The organism is Sphingomonas kaistensis, from assembly GCF_036884275.1.
Lineage (GTDB): Bacteria > Pseudomonadota > Alphaproteobacteria > Sphingomonadales > Sphingomonadaceae > Sphingomicrobium > Sphingomicrobium kaistense_A.
The window spans coordinates 1,575,888-1,592,770 of the sequence record NZ_CP145607.1; the positions used below are offsets into that span (position 1 = coordinate 1,575,888).

The 16,883-nt window shown below is 64.5% G+C and carries 13 protein-coding genes and 1 tRNA gene; 6 read left to right on the forward strand and 8 right to left on the reverse strand.

Going from position 1 to position 16,883, the window contains the following annotated elements; all coding sequences use genetic code 11:
• Position 1: 1 nt before the first annotated feature.
• From V6R86_RS07730 to V6R86_RS07755, 6 genes are all read right to left on the reverse strand, one after another.
• A complete protein-coding gene (locus V6R86_RS07730; protein WP_338503425.1) occupies positions 2-448 on the reverse strand; it encodes an EF-hand domain-containing protein in 447 nt (148 codons plus the stop codon).
• 133 nt (positions 449-581) lie between these two features.
• Positions 582-1,952 carry a PEP-CTERM-box response regulator transcription factor gene (gene prsR / locus V6R86_RS07735; RefSeq protein WP_338503428.1) on the reverse strand — a complete coding sequence of 457 codons (1,371 nt, stop codon included), beginning with the start codon at positions 1,950-1,952 and terminating at the stop codon, positions 582-584.
• Complete coding sequence (gene prsK, locus V6R86_RS07740) at positions 1,949-4,030, reverse strand: XrtA/PEP-CTERM system histidine kinase PrsK (RefSeq protein ID WP_338503430.1); 2,082 nt, start codon at positions 4,028-4,030, stop codon at positions 1,949-1,951. The genes prsR and prsK overlap by 4 nt, the downstream gene beginning before the upstream one ends.
• 142 nt (positions 4,031-4,172) lie before the next feature.
• Complete coding sequence (locus tag V6R86_RS07745; protein ID WP_338503432.1) at positions 4,173-5,447, reverse strand: amidohydrolase; 1,275 nt, start codon at positions 5,445-5,447, stop codon at positions 4,173-4,175.
• Positions 5,448-5,465: 18 nt separating this feature from the next.
• On the reverse strand, positions 5,466-6,092 hold the full coding sequence (locus tag V6R86_RS07750) for a DUF4893 domain-containing protein (RefSeq protein WP_338503434.1): 627 nt from the start codon (positions 6,090-6,092) through the stop codon (positions 5,466-5,468).
• Positions 6,089-6,874, reverse strand: a complete 786-nt coding sequence (locus tag V6R86_RS07755) for a 3-hydroxybutyrate dehydrogenase (protein ID WP_338503436.1) — start codon at positions 6,872-6,874, stop codon at positions 6,089-6,091. The genes V6R86_RS07750 and V6R86_RS07755 overlap by 4 nt, the downstream gene beginning before the upstream one ends.
• 161 nt (positions 6,875-7,035) lie before the next feature.
• Between V6R86_RS07755 and ypfJ the strand changes: the two genes are divergently transcribed.
• A complete protein-coding gene (ypfJ, locus tag V6R86_RS07760; RefSeq protein WP_338503438.1) occupies positions 7,036-7,932 on the forward strand; it encodes a KPN_02809 family neutral zinc metallopeptidase in 897 nt (298 codons plus the stop codon).
• A gap of 37 nt (positions 7,933-7,969) precedes the next feature.
• On the opposite strand, the gene V6R86_RS07765 is transcribed toward ypfJ, so the two are convergent.
• Positions 7,970-8,962, reverse strand: a complete 993-nt coding sequence (locus V6R86_RS07765; RefSeq protein ID WP_338503440.1) for an NADP-dependent oxidoreductase — start codon at positions 8,960-8,962, stop codon at positions 7,970-7,972.
• A gap of 82 nt (positions 8,963-9,044) precedes the next feature.
• Positions 9,045-10,499 carry a DUF2171 domain-containing protein gene (locus tag V6R86_RS07770; RefSeq protein WP_338503442.1) on the reverse strand — a complete coding sequence of 485 codons (1,455 nt, stop codon included), beginning with the start codon at positions 10,497-10,499 and terminating at the stop codon, positions 9,045-9,047.
• 200 nt (positions 10,500-10,699) lie between these two features.
• On the opposite strand from V6R86_RS07770, the gene V6R86_RS07775 reads away from it, so the two are divergent.
• From V6R86_RS07775 to V6R86_RS07795, 5 genes are all read left to right on the forward strand, one after another.
• A tRNA-Ala gene (locus V6R86_RS07775) sits at positions 10,700-10,775 on the forward strand.
• Between the two features lie 315 nt (positions 10,776-11,090).
• Complete coding sequence (locus tag V6R86_RS07780) at positions 11,091-12,608, forward strand: molecular chaperone HscC (protein ID WP_338503443.1); 1,518 nt, start codon at positions 11,091-11,093, stop codon at positions 12,606-12,608.
• Positions 12,605-14,203: a hypothetical protein gene (locus V6R86_RS07785; protein ID WP_338503446.1), complete on the forward strand. Its 1,599-nt coding sequence runs from the start codon at positions 12,605-12,607 to the stop codon at positions 14,201-14,203. Before V6R86_RS07780 ends, V6R86_RS07785 begins: the two co-directional genes overlap by 4 nt.
• 162 nt (positions 14,204-14,365) lie before the next feature.
• Complete coding sequence (locus V6R86_RS07790; RefSeq protein WP_338503448.1) at positions 14,366-15,418, forward strand: DegT/DnrJ/EryC1/StrS family aminotransferase; 1,053 nt, start codon at positions 14,366-14,368, stop codon at positions 15,416-15,418.
• Entirely contained in the window at positions 15,411-16,841 is a 1,431-nt protein-coding gene (locus tag V6R86_RS07795; RefSeq protein WP_338503450.1) for a GMC oxidoreductase, read from the forward strand. Before V6R86_RS07790 ends, V6R86_RS07795 begins: the two co-directional genes overlap by 8 nt.
• Positions 16,842-16,883: the final 42 nt, after the last annotated feature.

Consider the following 16,883-nt stretch of genomic DNA (forward strand, 5'->3'; position numbering starts at 1 on the left):
GTTACGAGCCGAGATACTTGACGAGCTCCTGCTCGCTGACCCCGCCACTCTTATTGGTATCGGCCGAGCGGAAGGCGCCATTCAGATACGCGCTGGTCGGCGCCTTACCGCCATTGGCAGACTGAAGGGTCGTGATCCACTTGGTGAATTCCGCCTTGCTCAGTTGCTTGTTGCTGTCGACGTCGTAGCTCGCCCATTCGGCGGCGACGATGCCGGCCACGTCGGTCGGCGCCGCGGTTGCCGAGCCGCCGGGGACGGCCGGCGTGGCAGGCGTCGCTGCAGTGCCGGTGGCCGGGTCGGCAGGGGTTGCCGGGGTCGCCGGCGTGGTGCCGCTCGGCGTCGTCACCGGCGTACCGGGGGCAAGCGGATCGGTTGCCGGCTGGGTCGTCTGCGCGACGGCGGCAGTACTGCTGGCGAGCAGCAGACCGAACAGAGCGTGCTTGATCATCTCAATCTCCCTAAATTGTGTGATCTAATTTAGGGATGTTCGCACCGAAGATAACGACCTGAAATGGCTCTAAACTGCCGAGCATAACGAGTCATCGTTAAGCTAATTCAGAATCGGAGTTTAACGTTATCGATCAACTGCCCAACTGATATTGTTTCAGCAAATCATATAGCGTGGGACGGCTTACTCCAAGCAACTTGGCCGCGCCCGAGATATTGTGTTCGGTCCTCACTAGCGCCTGATGGATGGCGCGGCGGTCGGCCTTTTCACGTGCAGCCCGCAAGTTGATCGCGGCGAAGGCTTCTTCCGACAGGCCCGGCAGGTCGAGATCGAGTGCGCCGACGAGCTTGCCTTCGGCCATGATCACCGCGCGCTTGATGCGGTTTTCGAGTTCGCGGACGTTGCCGGGCCAGCCATAGCTGTCGATCGCATCCACCGCGTCGGGCGCGAGGCCGGTGACCGGCACGCCGAGTTCGCGGGCAAAGCGGCGGGTGAAGTGGCGGGCGAGGAGCACCGCGTCGCCGGCCCGGTCGGCGAGCGCGGGAATGGCGATCACCATTTCGGCGAGGCGATAATAGAGGTCCTCGCGGAAACGGCCCTCGGCCTGCATCAGCCCAAGATCCTGATGCGTCGCGCAGACGATGCGAAGGTCGACCGGGATGGTCTGGCGGCCGCCGATGCGCTCGATCACGCGCTCCTGAAGAAAGCGCAGCAGTTTGACCTGAAGCGGCAGCGGTACATCGCCGATTTCGTCGAGGAACAGGGTACCGCCCGACGCCATTTCGATCTTGCCGGGCGTGGTCTTGACCGCGCCGGTGAACGCCCCGCGTTCGAACCCGAACAGTTCGGCTTCGAGCAGGTTTTCGGGAATAGCCGCGCAGTTGATGGCGACGAAGGGGCCGGACGCGCGGCGGCTCTTTTCGTGCACCGCGCGGGCGAGCAATTCCTTGCCGGTGCCGCTGGCGCCCAGGAGCATGACCGAGACGTCGGCCGGGGCGACGCGCTCGATCGTGCGGGCGACGCGCATCATTTCGGGCGAGGCAGTGATGATGCTGCCGAGCACCGTGCCACCCTCGGACGCCTGCGCTTCGAGGCGACGGTTCTCGGCTTCCAGCGCGTGGAGGTGGAAGGCGCGGGCGACGATCAGACCCAATTGATCGATGTCGACCGGCTTTGCGCAGAAATCATAAGCGCCGAGCGCGATGGCGTGAAGCGCGCTTTCGTGGGCGCCGTGGCCCGAGGCGACGATGATCTTGGTGTCGGGTTTCAATGCCAAGATTTCCGACAGGATCGCGAAGCCTTCGGTGGTGCCGTCGGGATCGGGCGGCAGGCCGAGGTCGAGGGTCACGACCGCCGGCTCGTGCAGGCGCAGCAACTCGAGCGCCTCGGCGCGGTTGAAGGCGCTGACGACCTTGTAGCCGTCGTAAGCCCATTTCAGCTGGCGCTGCAGCCCTTCGTCATCCTCGACGACGAGCAGGACGGGAAGGTCGGCGGGGTCGGTCATGCGATCAGTCTTTCAGGCGAGGCAACGGCGTCGGCCGTGCCGAGGGCAAGGGTGATGGTGAAGCGGGTGCCAGAGCCGGGACGGCTATCGACGGTCAGGCGGCCGCCCATCGCGTGAATCAGGGTGCGCGCTTCGTAGGCGCCGATGCCGAAGCCATTCTGCTTGGTTGAAGCGAAGGGGGTGAACAGGCGGGTGGTGATGAAGTCGGCGTCCATCCCGGGACCGTGATCGCTGATCTCGATCCGCGCTTCGCCGCCGCCGTGGGTGACACGGACAGAGACCGGTTCGGCAGGCGGGCTGGCGTCGACCGCATTGGCGAGAAGATGGCCGACCGCCTGTTCGAGCCCAGCTGCGTCGGCGAGCACGGAGAGGCCGCACTCACCGGCCAGGCGAACGTCGTGCGCGGCGCGGTGCCCGGCGATGCAGGCGGCGAGAAGGGGGCGGAGCGCGACAGCGGCGAGCGGCTGGCGGCCCGGAGGCGTGGCGGCGGGGGCGAGGCGGGCGAGGAGGTCGTTCATCTTGCCGACCGAGGATTTGAGCGTCGCCACCATGTCGGCGCGCCATTCGGGGTTGTCGGCGTGGCGCTCGGCATTGCGGGCGATCAGGGTCAATTGGCTGACGAGGTTCTTCACGTCGTGCAGGATGAAGGCGAAGCGGCGGTTGAATTCGTCGAAGCGGCGGGCTTCGCTGAGGCGCTGTTCGGCGCCGAATTCGGCGAGGCTCGCGGCGGCTTGGCGACCGGCGGTGCGGAGAAGGTCGAAATCTTCCCAGTCGAGCGGGCGGCGAAGTTCGGGCGCGGCCAGCAGGACGAGGCCGACCGTCTGGTCGCCGTGGACCAGCGGCACGCCGACCCACAGGCTCTCGTCGGCGCGCAGCCAGTCGGGAACGGGCAGGGCAAGGTCGGCCGCGCTTCCCCATCGATGGCGCTGAGCGTCGAGCTCGATCACCCGGCCTTCCCCGAGCAGCGGCCACAGGGCGTCGAGACCCTGGCCGGCGACGGCGGCGTCGGGCAGGCGGTCATGCCAGTGCCAGGCGCCGGTGACGGTGAACCGTCCGGCATCGTCGGGCGCGAGCAGCAGGCCGCGCGGCGCTTCGAGGATGTCGGCAAAGGCGCGGACGATCCGCACCGCGAGCGGCTCTTTCGATCCGTCGGCCCCGAGCGTCGCAGCGAAGCGCAGCCATTCGGTGCGATAGTCGTAGCGATGTTCGAAGAAATGCTTGGCGATCTTGACCCGGGTCCAGCTGCGCGCGCGGCGGCTTGGCAGCAGGACGAGAAGCGCGACCGTCATGGCGACGAGCACCAGCACTGCGAGACTGCGCAGCCAGTCGAAGGTCCCGGTGCGCAAGATCGCCGCCAGCAGCGCCATGATCGCGAAATAGGAGCAGATGGCGAGCAGCGAGAGCGATTGAAAAGTGGCGGCGCGCGACAGCTTGGGCCGCCAGGCGGCGCTGTCGGGGCGGGTCAGGGCGAAGCAGGGCGCGGCGATCGCGACAATCACGCCTTTGACGTTTGTGAGCGTCGTACCGAGCGGAAGTTGCAGCGCTTGCAGCGTGTAGAGGTTGAGGTCGAACACCCAGAGCAGGGCGAGCCCGAGCATCGGCAGGCGCATCGAAACGCGGCTGGCGGCGGCGGCTTGCCCGTAGAGATTGTGGACGAGGATCAGCGCGCCGGCCGCGGTGAGGGTGCGAAGCACGATGCCGGTCGCTTCCAGCGCGAGCTGGTCGGCGGCGGGGGCGAGCGGGGCTAGGCTGTCGACCAGGGTCTGCGCACCAAGCACCAGCGCGACCGCGCCATAGACCAGGGCGACGCCCTGTTGCCGGGCGCCGCCTTCGCCCGCGCTCGACAGGACGTAGAGCATCGCGACCCAGACGAGGTTGCGCGCGGTTTCGGCGTTGGCGGCGAGCATGGTGCCGGCCATGACCCCGCCGAGCCAGGCCGAGGCGGCGGTGGCGAGCAGGCCGGCGAGGAGGAGCTTCTGGGCCGGGCCGGCGACCCAGCCGCGCAGCTGCCACAGCAGGACGGCGGCCATCGCCACCGCGCCAAGCGCATGGCTCCAGAAGGCGAGCAGGCTGTCCACGCCGCCACTGTCGGAGAAATTTACAAAGGAAGGGTGAACGGACTATCGCCGTCTATTCGTCGTCCCGGCGAAGGCCGGGACTTCAGGCGGGAAGGGCGTGACGCTTCAGCTTGCGGAGGTCCCGGCCTGCGCCGGGACGACGTCAGGTTTTCAGCGCCTCCAGCGTCGCCGCTTCCATCGCGACGACGGCGGTGCCGATCACCTGCTCGGCATCGGGCGCCCACAGCGGCGAGTGCAGCCCGGGAAGCTTGGTGATCTCGCCGCCGGCCGCATCCCACCGCGCCTGCGGCACGCCGCCGACCCAGAACAGCAGGCTGCGGCCTTGCGGATTGGCAATCAGGAAGCGGCTGAAATCCTCGCCGACCATGGCGGCGGGGACCATGCGCACCCGGTTCTCTCCGAACAGGCCGGTGAACAGGGTGCGCGCTTCATTCGTCAGCTCGGAGCTGTTGACGGTGGCAGGTGTATAGGGATCGCGCACGGTCACCACGGGCATGCGGTCGTCGGGGACACCGGCGGCGATCGCTTCGCCCCGCGCGATGCGGCGGATGCCGTCGAGCAGGCTCTGCCGAACTTCGGGCGTGTAGCTGCGAACGGTGATCTGGAGCTTGGCTTCGTCCGGGATGATGTTGTGCGTGGCGCCGGCGTGGAAGCTGCCGACGGTGACAACGGCCGGATCGAACGGATTGCGTTCGCGGCTGACCAAGGTCTGCAAGGTCGAGACGATGCGCGAAGCGACCACGATCGGATCGCGCCCGTTCTGCGGCGCGGCGCCGTGGCTGCCGACGCCGCGGACGGTGATGTCGACGCTGTCGACGTTGGCCAGCGCCGGGCCGGGGGTCAGGCCGATGGTGCCGGCCGGCAGCGAGGCGCTGTTGTGGAAGGCCAGCATGGTGTCGGGCTTGCCGAAGCGGGTGAACAGGCCGTCGGCCAGCATCGCCGCCGCGCCTTCGCTGGTCTCTTCGCCGGGCTGAAGGATCAGGACCAACGTGCCTTTCCACTGCGCCTTGGCAGCGGCGAGGCGGCGGGCGGTGCCGATCAGCGCGGTCATGTGGGTGTCGTGGGCGCAGGCGTGCATGACGCCGGTGTCGACGCCAGAGCGGGCCTTGGTCCGGACCTTGGACGCGAACGGCAGGCCGGTCTTTTCCTCGAGCGGCAGGCCGTCCATGTCGGCGCGGACCAGCACGGTCTTGCCGGGGCCGTTCTTCATCACCGCGACGATGCCGGTGCCGCCGACCTTTTCGGTCACCTGATAGCCAAGCTTGCGCAATTCGGGTGCGAGGCGAGCGGCGGTCTTGGTCTCGCTCATGGCCAGCTCGGGCGCGGCGTGAAGCTCGCGGTAGAGCGTCATCAGCGGGGTCATCTCGGCCGTGGTCGGTTGGGCGGCGAGGGCGGCGGCGGCGAGCAGGGTCAGCATGGGGCCGAGCCTAGTGGCTCACGAAGCGGGCACAAGCTCCACCACGTCGATCAGGCTTTCGAAGCGCGGATAAGGGAGGATAAGCCTCCAGCGATTGGCCCCGATCCGCTCGACATAGCCGGCAAGGTCGCGGTCATTGTCGGCGCCGTAGGGCAGGCCGCGCCGTTCTTCCCCGAGCACGAGCGTGCCGAGAAACACGGTGCGGATCTGGTCGTGGGGGAAGATATAGCCGACCTGCCGCTGCGAACCGCTGAGCTTGGTAAAGGCCTGGAGGCGGCCGGAGGTGGCGATCCGGCAGTTGAAGGCCGGGTAGGCGACGTAAGGCAGGAGGCCAGGCGAGCGGGCGCCAAGCTTGGTTACCCGGCAGCGATAGTCGCCGTTGGGGATGCCGCCGCCGATCGCCGCATCGGGCTGAAGCAGCGGGCCTTCGCGGCTGATCGCCCCGTCGTGACCGGCCGCCCGGGCCTGCGCGAGGCCGGTGGCAAAGGCCTTGCGCCATTCGCGCAGCCGGCCGCGATCTTCGACCGTGGCGACCGTCTGCCACGACGCGGCGTTCGCCACCGGCCCGGCGGTCGGCCGCTCGTTGGGGGTGCAGGCGGCGAGCGGCAGCAGTGCCAGCGCGATGGAAGAGCGCAGCGCCGTCATTGCGCGGTCCAGCCGCCGTCCATGCTAAGATTGGCGCCGGTGATGCTGCCGGCTTCGGGGCGGCACAGGAACAGGGCGAGCGCGGCGACCTCGACCGGTTCGACGAAGCGCTTGGTCGGCTGGGCGGCCAGGAGGACGTCGTTCATGACCTGCTCGCGGGTGAGGCCGCGGGCCTTCATCGTGTCGGGAATCTGATTTTCGACCAAGGTGGTCCAGACGTAGCCGGGCGAAATGCAGTTGACCGTGACGTTGTCCCGCGCCGCTTCCAGCGCGACCGCCTTGGTGAAGCCCGCGACACCATGCTTGGCCGCGACATAAGGCGCCTTGTTGGGCGAGGCGACGAGGCTGTGGGCGCTGGCGGTGTTGATGATCCGCCCGAACCCGCGCTGGCGCATCGAGGGGAGGCATAGGCGGGTGGTGTGGAACACCGCCGACAGATTGACCGCCATGATCCAGTCCCACTTTTCGGCCGGGAAGCTTTCGATCGGGGAAACGTGCTGGACGCCCGCGTTGTTGACCAGGATCGACGGGCTGCCGAGTTCGTCGGTGCATTGCGCGACCAAAGCGTCGATCGCCTCGGGATCGGACAGGTCGGCGTCGGAAAAGCTGGCGATATCACCCGCCAGGGCAGCGAGTTCGTCCTTCAACGCCATGTTGGCGTCCTTGTCGCCGAAGCCGTGGAGCATGATCCGCGCTCCTTCCGCGGCCAGCGCGCGGGCGATGGCGAGGCCGATACCACTGGTCGAGCCGGTCACCAAAGCAACCTTGTCCTTGAGGATCATCGTTCAACACTCCCTATCGGCGTCGTCCTTGCGAGGAGCGCAACGACGACGCAATCGATTTGCGCCGTCTATGGATTGCTTCGCCTGCGGCTCGCAATGACGAAGTGCCGATTGCAACCCCGCGGGCCGCCGATCATTGTGGACCCGTAAGGGAGATCAGAATGCGGCTCGACGGACCAGGCAGTTCGAATTTCGAGGATCGTACCGGCCAGGGCGGCGGGTCCATCCTGGGCGGTGGCGGAGGCATTCTCGGCCTGCTGGTGCCGCTGATCCTCAGCCGTTTCGGCATCGTCGGCCTGCTGATCCTTGCGCTCGGCTATTGCGCGCTGGGCGGCCTGGGCGGCGGCGGCATTCTGGGCGGCGGAGGCGGAAGCCCGACCGTCCAGCAGGGCGACCGCAACGCGAAGTCGACGCTTCCGGCGCAGACCCAGAATTTTCTGACCGGCGTGCTGGGCTCGACCGAGCGCGTGTGGACCCAGATCTTCACGGCAGCTGGACAGCAATATAAACCGACGACGCTGGTTGCCTACACTGGCGGCACGCAGACGGCTTGTGGCGCTGGCCGGGCAGCCTACGGGCCGTTTTATTGTCCGGGCGACCAAAACGTCTACATCGATCCGAGCTTCTTCAACGAGCTTACCCAAAAGTTCGGCGCACCGGGCGATTTCGCGCAGGCTTATGTCATCGCGCACGAGGTCGGGCACCATGTCCAGAACCTCGAGGGCACGCTCGACCGCGCCAGCCGGGCGCAGCGCGCGGCGGGCGAGGCGCAGGGCAATGCGATCCAGGTCGGTGTCGAATTGCAGGCCGATTGCTATGCCGGCGTGTGGGCCAAGAATGCCCGCAATCCCGACGGCACGCCGGTGCTAGAGCAGGGCGATTTGGAAGAGGGCCTGACCGCCGCCGCCGCGATCGGCGACGACAAGCTGCAATCGCAGGCGGGCCAGTCGGTGCGCCCCGAAAGCTTCACCCACGGGTCGAGCCAGCAGCGCGTCGAGGCGCTGCGCCGTGGCTACAGCACCGGCAATCCGGCGAGCTGCAACTACAACCGGGTGTAAGGGATGTTCCCCCGGCGGACCGGGGGAGTTTCACGCCTCAGAGCTTGACCAGCATCTTGCCGGTGTTGGCGCCCGAGAACAGGCCGAGGAAGGCCTCGGGGGTCTTGTCGAGACCCTCGACCACCGTGTCGCGGCCCTTGACCGCGCCGCTTGCGATCCACGGACCCATCTCGGCGTAGAACTCGCCGTTGCGGGGCAGGTAGTCGGTGTAGATGAAGCCCTTGAGGCTTAGCCGCATCGCGATCACGCGCATCAGGTAGCGCAGGCTGGTGGGGGCGCCGCTGTTATAGCCGTCGATCATGCCGCAGATGGCGAAGCGCGCGTCCTTGCGGGCCAGCGCCAGCGCGGCGTCGAGATGCTCGCCGCCGACATTGTCGAAGTAGACGTCGATGCCCTTGGGCGCGACTTCGCCAAGCGCCTTCACCAGCGGGACGCCGGCCTTATAGTCGATGCATTCGTCGGCCCCCAGCGACTTCACGAACTCGACCTTGTCGGCCCCGCCGGCCGAGCCGATCACGGTCATGCCCTTGGCCTTGGCGATCTGCACCACCGCCGAGCCGACCGCGCCCGCCGCCGCCGACACGAACACGATGTCGCCGGCCTTGGCCTTTGCCGCGTCGAGGAGGCCCCAGTAAGCGGTGCCGCCGGTCAGCCCGAGGTTGCCGAGGAACGCTTGCGGTTCGACGCCGGGAATGGTCGGCAGCTTGTTCAGCGCTTGTGCCGGCACCACCGCTTCGTCGCGCCAGCCCATCATGTGCATGACGGTGTCGCCGGGCTGGAAGTCGGGCGAGCGGCTTTCCACCACTTCGCCGACCGCGCCGCCTTCGAGCGGCTCCCCGATCTGGAACGGCGGCACATAGCTCTTCACGTCGTTCATGCGCCCGCGCATGTAGGGATCGACCGACAGCCAGTGATTGCGCACCCGCACCATGCCCTCGCCAAGCTCGGGCAACGCCACGTCCTTGAACTCGAAATTGTCGGCTGTGGGAGTGCCGTTCGGGCGGCTCTTCAGGTGCCAGGCTTGGGGCATGGGTCGGGTCCTCACTTGAAACGGAAAAGGCCCGAACACCGCTGGGGTGCCCGGGCCTTCCCGTCAAGCTGCTGGGGACAGCTTACTTCTTGGTCGAGCGACCTGTGGTCGACGAGTCGTCGTCGTAGGTGCCCGAGAAGCTCTTATCGAGCATGTGGGGACCGTCGCTCGTGGTCCCGGTCGTCGAAGCGCCGGTGGTCGAGGTCGGGCTCATGGTCTGGCCGGTCGGCTGGTTGGTCGACGACTGAGTCTGACGATCGTCACGATCCGACCCGCTGCCGCCGAACAGGCCGCCAAGCATGCCACCGCCCTGCGAACGGCCGTGATCGTCCTCGCGCTCCTCGGTGAGGCGCGAACGGATCGAGTCCTTGGTGCCGGTCAGATAGACCTTGCCGTCCTCGACGCGGTCGAGCAGCGAGCAGGTGAAGCTGCGGTGCACGCCATGCGCTTCGGGATCGTTCTTGGTCAGGATGACCTTGTCGCCGCGGACCTTGTCGACCGTGCCGATGTGCTGGCCGCTTTCGTCCACCACTTCGGCATGCTCGCGGATGCTGGTCAGCATCTGCCGCTTGGTCTGCCGGGTCTGGCGGAAGCCCGAGAATTCGTTCTCGAACCGGTTCTGATGCTCGCGGCAATATTCGTCATAGTCGCGGTCCAGTTCCTCGATCTGGCGCTGACGCCACGAGGAATAATGCTGGTCGTGCGGGCTGCGCATCGACTGGCCGCCATAGCTCGACGAGCTGCTGCTGCTGCTGCCGAAGCCCGAGGTCCCGCCGCGGCTCGACGAACCCTGATCCTGATAGCGATCCTGGCTGCCATATTGCTGCTGGCCGTAGTTCTGGCTGCCGAGGCCAGAGCCCCCGCGCATTTCCTCGCTCGAGTTGCGGCCATAGTCGCCGGTCATCGGCCGATAACGATCGCCGCCCTGGCTCTGGTAGCCGCCGCCTTGGCGGTCCTGGCTGCCGCCACGGTCATTCCACGACGACTGCTGGCTGTCGCGATACGCGCTGCCGCCGGTCTGACCGTAGGTCGACGGAGTGTAGCGCGACGAGCTGCCGGTGTCGCGGTATTGGCTCTGCGACTGGCGGTCGTAATCGCCGCGTCCGAAGCCGCCGCTTTCACCGCCACCGCGACCATATTGGTTACGATAATCGCCGTCGTCACGGCCGCGGCCGTAGCTGGTCGACTGGCCACCACCGAACAACGCGCCGCGGTCGCTATTGCCGAAGCGATCGTCCTCACGGTCGCGGCGCTGGCGGTCCTCGTCCTGGTCGTAAGAGCGCGGTTCGTAGCTGCTGCGATTGTAGCCGCCGCCGCGCTCGAACGCATTGGGGTCATAGGTGTTGGCGGCGCGGTTGTAGCCATGACCGGATTCGCGCCGGCTGCCACTGTCGTCGTCGCTGAAGAAATTCGACACGCTGTCGATCGCGCGATCGAAAAAGCCGCGATCTTCATTGTTGCCGCCGCTGCGATCGCCGCGCTGGCGGTCGTTACGGTAACCGCGGTTGTCGCGGTCGTCATACCGATCGTAAGCCATTTACTCTCCTCCATTGAAGCATCCGCGGCCAAGGGGGCGCCGAGATGTTGAATGGTTAACGGTCAGGCTGGGGTAGGCGTTCCGGGCGTGAAGGCCAGAATGAGGCATCGAAAGGCCGAATCGATAGGGCTGGCGGCGACTGCGCGAAAAGCGCGTTGCACGGCGCGGAAAGCACGGCTAGAGGCGCTGGCAACCGGTGCGGGGCTGTAGCTCAGATGGGAGAGCGCTGCAATCGCACTGCAGAGGTCAGGGGTTCGATTCCCCTCAGCTCCACCATCCGCACCGGTTAGACTTCAAGCATTTCGATGGTTCCCCAGCGGCGCGGCCTTTGTTGCCAGCCCGTTTCCTCATCGCGCTGATATCGCAGGCAACTTTGCGTCCGGTTGGCTGACGCTTTCATGCGCCGCCGTATCGTTCAAGGCCGATCGCTCGGAAGCGGAACGGGTCAGGCTTCGCAGTTATGCCGGTGGTAAGAAGCGGACGTTAAGGGCTCTGACGAGAAAATTCGCTTTCAGACCATGATCCCAGCTGAAGCAACGCTTGAGTTCAATTTCTGCATTGTCCAGAAAGTTGCGCCTGGGGGAAAGTAATTTGCGTATCGGTATCGATCTTGGAACCACGAATAGCCTCGTCGCGGCATTCGTCGATGGTCAGCCTGCGTTGATACCCAATGCGCTTGGCGAATTACTGACACCGTCTGCCGTCTCGATCGACGACGATGGCAATGTCACCGTGGGAAGGGCCGCGCTGGATCGGCAGCTCAGCCATCCGCTGACCACCGCGACGACGTTCAAGCGTTCCATGGGTACCGCTCATCGCCGAAAATTGGGACGCAGGGAATTCGCGCCGGAGGAATTGTCGGCGCTGGTTCTGCAATCATTGAAGCGGGATGCCGAGGCCTATCTCCAAACCGCCGTCACCAGCGCGGTCGTCACTGTCCCGGCTTATTTCAACGATCGCCAGCGCAAGGCGACGCGGCGTGCCGGCGAACTGGCCGGCCTTCCGATCGATCGATTGATCAACGAGCCGACCGCCGCGGCGCTCGCCTTTGGGATCAGCGACCGGGAAGATCACGAACCGTTCCTCGTCTTCGATCTCGGCGGCGGGACCTTCGACGTCTCAATTGTCGAAATATACGATGGGATCATCGAGGTACGCGCGTCCGCCGGCGACAATCGTCTGGGCGGCGAAGACTTCAACGAGGCGCTGGTAAGCCTCGCACAGCCACGGCTCAGTATCGACAGCAAGCGGATCGATCCCGAAATCCTTCGCACGCGGCTTCTCGCCGCTGCCGAAAGCTGCCGGCGTCAGCTTACCCATCAGGACAGCGGAGAGTTCGCGCTGACCGTCGGGGAAGAACGGTTCGCGATCACGATCGGGACGGATGAGTTCGAAGCCCAGGTCGCGGGTCTCGTCACGCGTCTGCGCGAGCCGGTGCTTCGCGCGCTGCGCGACAGCCGCATTCGGGCCAACGAATTGAGCGACGTCGTGCTGGTCGGTGGCGCAACCCGGATGCCGGTGGTGCGCAAGGCGATCACCCGGCTGTTCGGCCGCTTCCCCAATCACCGTGTGCATCCGGACGAGGCGGTGGCACGGGGTGCCGCGGTGCAAGTCGGCCTGATGGACCGCGACGTTCACCTCGAGGAGGTGCGGATGACCGACATCTGCCCGTTCTCGCTCGGGGTCGAGGTCGGCAATTTCGACCAGAGGGGGGTGCTGATCGGAGGACAATTCTCGCCGATCATCCGCTTCAGCTACGATCTTTCCGGATTGCTGGAGGTCGATACCTTCATTCCGGCCACGGGGGAGAGGGCCAATCTCGTCATTGTCGATGAGGAAGGGGCGATGCCGGCGGGCGAGATCGAAAAGCGTCGTACGGCCCTGGCTGCGCTCAAGGTGCATCCCCGTGAAGAGGCCGCGAACGTCGCCCTGCTGGCCCGGGCGGAGCGAGCTTATGAAGATCATCTCGGGGCCGAGCGCGAGCAGCTTGGGCTGATGATCCAGCAGTTCCGCTCCACCGTTGAATCCCAGGATCCCCGCGCCATCGACGAAGCGCGCGGTCACTTCGGAGCCGCGCTCGATCAATTGGAAGCGGAACGCTTTCTGTGAGGGTTCCGGATTGCTTCCAGACCCTCGGGATCGATCCCGTCGCCGATCGCAAGACGATTCGCCAGGCCTATGCCGCCCGGTTAAAGGCGATGGATATCGAGGCCAATCCGGACGATTATGCCAGGCTTCGCGATGCCCGTGACGCCGCGCTTCGCTATGCCGAAGGCGCGGCCGTCGCCGATATCGAAGCGCTGCATTCGCTTCACGACTTCCCCGTCGATACGCAGCTCGAAGCCTCGCCAACGCCCGATACCGATGCGGATAGTGCCGCCCATCTAGCGGCTGACGGCGATGCGATGGACGCAGGCGAAGCCGAGGCGCTGCGCGACGAATTGGCGCGGGACACGAACCTGATCGCCGGCATCCTCGACACCGCGCATCAGGAGGAGCGCTGGCTGCGAGAGGACGAGCATCACGAGATCGCACGGACGTGGGACCATTTCGTCGCCAATCCGCTGCTCGAGCATGTCGGGCTTCTGGCGCAGGGCTCCGATATCTTTGCCGAGATGCTGGCCTACAACCTGCCGCAATCGGACCTGCTGATCGAACCGGCAGCTCTCTTTTTCGGCTGGACGAAAGCGGATGAGCTTGCCGCCAATCCTGCCCTGGCCAGCGTCCTCGACCGCCGCCGTGACCTTGGCTTCGCCCGTCAGCTCGATCAGCCCTCGCATCCTCTTCATCGCGCCTGGAAGGAACTGCGCAAGCCCGCCAACGATCGCAGTTCGCGCGGTTGGCTGGTCAGCACGGCCAAGGTCCAGGAGTTGCTGACCCTTGTTCGCACCCGACATCCCACCCTCGAATACAGCATGGACAGCTGGCGCGTCGGGCTTTGGGATCGGAAGGGCGCTGGCAGCCGCCGCACCATCTTTTTTGCCGTCTGGTTCGTACTGCTAATCGCGCATTTGAGCTTGCGCTATCTTCAGACCGATCCCGCTCCCACGGCGAGCGCATCGGGACGGGTGGTCACCACCCAGCCACTCCGCAGCAGCGAGGAGGAGTGGCGGACGCTCGCAAGCGATCTTGGCCTCGAGGAGGATCCGGCCGGCGTTCGGGACCGCAATCCTGCGCTCTACGCCTGGTTCGAACGCGACTGGGCCAACGCCGCCGCGCAAGGGCGCACGCTGGATACCTATCGCGCGGGAATCCGCAACGCGGTTTACCTGATGGCACACGCGCAGTGGCCGAACGCACCAATCTCGCTGTTGCGGGAGCGGGCCGAACTCGATCGCGCAACATTCACCCGCCTTGCCAGCACCCCCGATCTTTGCGCCGAATTCACGGATGGAAAGATGGAGGCCGCAGGCAGCGAGTATTCGCGTGCCTACGAAAGGCTGACGGTGAAGCTCATCGACAAGGCCGATCCCGCCGCGCCCCTTCCGGAAGCGGGCGGGACGTTCAATTACACTATTCCCGGCGAGGTGGTCGAACTTGCCGCCAAGCGCGCGCGGCTGGAGCCACAAGTCTTTCTCGCCGCCTTGGACGACAAAGGAGCCACAAAAACAGGTTGCGCGGCCCGGGCCTCGTTGTTCGACGCCATGCTGGCAGCGCCTTCGAAGGTTTCGGCAAAGGTGCTGCGTGATCGGTACGGTGGTTGAGGCGCGGTGCTAACTTGCCGAAATCGGCGCCTAAGTGAGAGTGATATTGTTTATCCTCAAAATTAAATTGATAAGTTAACCTCAAAACAGATGGGATAAATTTAAATCGCATCCCTACAACCAAGCTGAAAGTTCGACATGCCGCGTCCAGGTGCAATGGAAATGCTGAACCTGGCCCGCGTCATCGCCACAGGCCGATTGATGCATCATGCGGGTGAAACCCGCAGTTTTACCGGACGTGCGCAGGCCCGCTTGGCCCAAATGATGGGTGTCGAGCAGGCCCTTCTGGTAAATAGTGGGACCAGCGCACTTATCGTTGCGCTGAAAGCTGCCGGAATTGGCCCGGGGGACGAGGTTCTCGTCCCGGCCTACACGTGGGTTTCGACCGCAAGCGCTCCTCTTTTCCTCGGCGCCATCCCAATCCTGGTCGATATTGACGAGAGCCTCACGATGGACCCGGCCGATCTTGAGCGAAAGATAACCCCGTTCAGCAAGGCTATCATTCCGGTGCACATGCTGAATCTGGTATGCGACATGGATAGCATCATGGCGATTGCGACCCGCCATGGACTGGCCGTGATCGAGGATGCCTGCCAAGCCGTCGGTGTCACCTACAAGGGACGGCGGGCCGGGTCGATTGGGCACTTGGGTGCATTCAGCTTCAATCACTACAAGAATGTCACTTCGGGTGAAGGTGGAGCAGTCATCACCAACGACGGCCATCTCATGCGAAGAGCCGAAGTCTACCATGATATTGGCACCTTCAGCGCCGACTATTCGGTGCAGGACTGGGATTTTGTCGGTTGTAACCAGCGTGTCTCGGAACTGACCAGCGCGGTACTGCTGGCGCAATTCGGTCGACTCGACAAAGATCTTCAAAACCGACGTCGACGACGCGCGCGAAATATCGATCGCTTGTTGCCGTTGTCAGGAGCAAAAGTCTCCCCCCACCACGATCCCGATGCTGCGGTCGGTTTAACCCTGACCTTCGAGAATTCACAGGATGCAAAGGAGTTTGCGGCACAGCATTCGGCTGTGACGAGGATCGGAGACATCAAGCGCCATGACTATGTGAGTTGGCTTCCAGTATTGCAGCATTGCGGCGCGGATCCTCGAACCAATCCCCTCCTCTCTGCCCAACGGAAAGTTACATATTCGGCGGATATGTGCGCCAGAACCATTGATATACTTTCAAGGACTTGCCTGGTTGCGTAAGGACGAGACGAAACCGTCTCCACCGTATGTTTTCTCCGGTAGAGTCAGGCCGCAGATCGCCATTATTGGATCGGGACTGGCGGGGGAGGCGTTGGCTGCACGGCTGTCGTCCTTCTGCGAAGTCACTGTTTTCGAACGTGGCAGCACGCGCGGCCTATATTCACCGCACGTCGTCTCCTCCGGCCGATCTTTAGGGCTCCATTCGACCGTCAACTATGGCCTTGGCGGCACCACCGCACTCTGGCGTGGCTGCCTGCTCGACATGGAGGCAGATGAATTTGGCGCACTCTGGCCAGACATCGTCAAAAAGGAACTGCCGCGGTCATACCTCGAGTTCGTGACCCATCTCGCTGGAGAGCGATGCGGCGGACTATGGTCTCGCCGGAAGGAATGGGATTCTAGCTTAGGCGATATCCTCGAAAGATCACTGCTCGTTCCAGCGAGAAGCCCACGCCTTGCCAAATCGTCGACGTGGCGCTCCGTCTCCGTCCGGACCAATTGCGTTGTAGATCGGGTGGAGGAGAAGGGATCAGGCGTCGTCGTGGTTTTTCGTGATGGAGCGAATTGGCAGCAGCAATTCTTCGACCTTGCCATCGTTTGTGCGGGAGCACTGAATACTCCCGGGATACTAAGAAGAAGCGGTATTTTCTCTCCCCTCGTTGGGAGTAATTTGACGGATCACCCCATGGGTCTTGTCGCTAAATTGGAAGTCGGCAACCCGATGCGGGTCAATGCACAGCTTGCCCGGCCCGACGGGCTTCGAACAATCATCAAAATTAAGGATGAAGCAACCAGCTTGTGGGCTTCATTTCAGCTTTGCCCAACGCACGATACATCCTTTGCCGAGGAGCATTACCTCAGCAATGCCAATGGAGGCGGCGGGCGTATGTTTTCCGCATTGGAGCTCTACGAAAAGGTCAAGAACCAAAGCTACCGCGAAATGTGGAAGAATAGGGCGCTTGGTCGAAAGTGCGTCGGCCGCTTCGCCTATGTCCTCGCGACGCTCGAACAAGAGCCGAATGAAGATGATACGGTTCGCAATGATTCCTCCGGCCGACTTATTTTATCGTGGACGATTGCAGAAGCCGGCGTAGCGGCTCTCACCCGCTCGTTGCAAAAGCTAGCAGCCTCCTTTGAGGCCGAGCTGCACCTGCCCCCCGACGGAATATCGTCTCGTCTATGGTCGGGCGCGCATCATGCCAGCACCTGTCGCATCTCGCTGAACGGAGACACAGGGGTCGTGGACAGTAATCTTCGAGTGCATCAGCGGCAGCGCGTATACGCTTGCGATGCGTCGGTCCTGCCTTCTACCGGCGCCTCTCACACCGGCCTTGCCATTGGTTCGCTCGCGATGAGGTTGGCAGACCACCTGCAACTCTGTTTGTCAGACAAGGCGACGGTCAGAGTGACGGAGAAAGCCTGAAACCCGGCTACATCATGTTTCAGTCAGACCGCTCGCACGGCT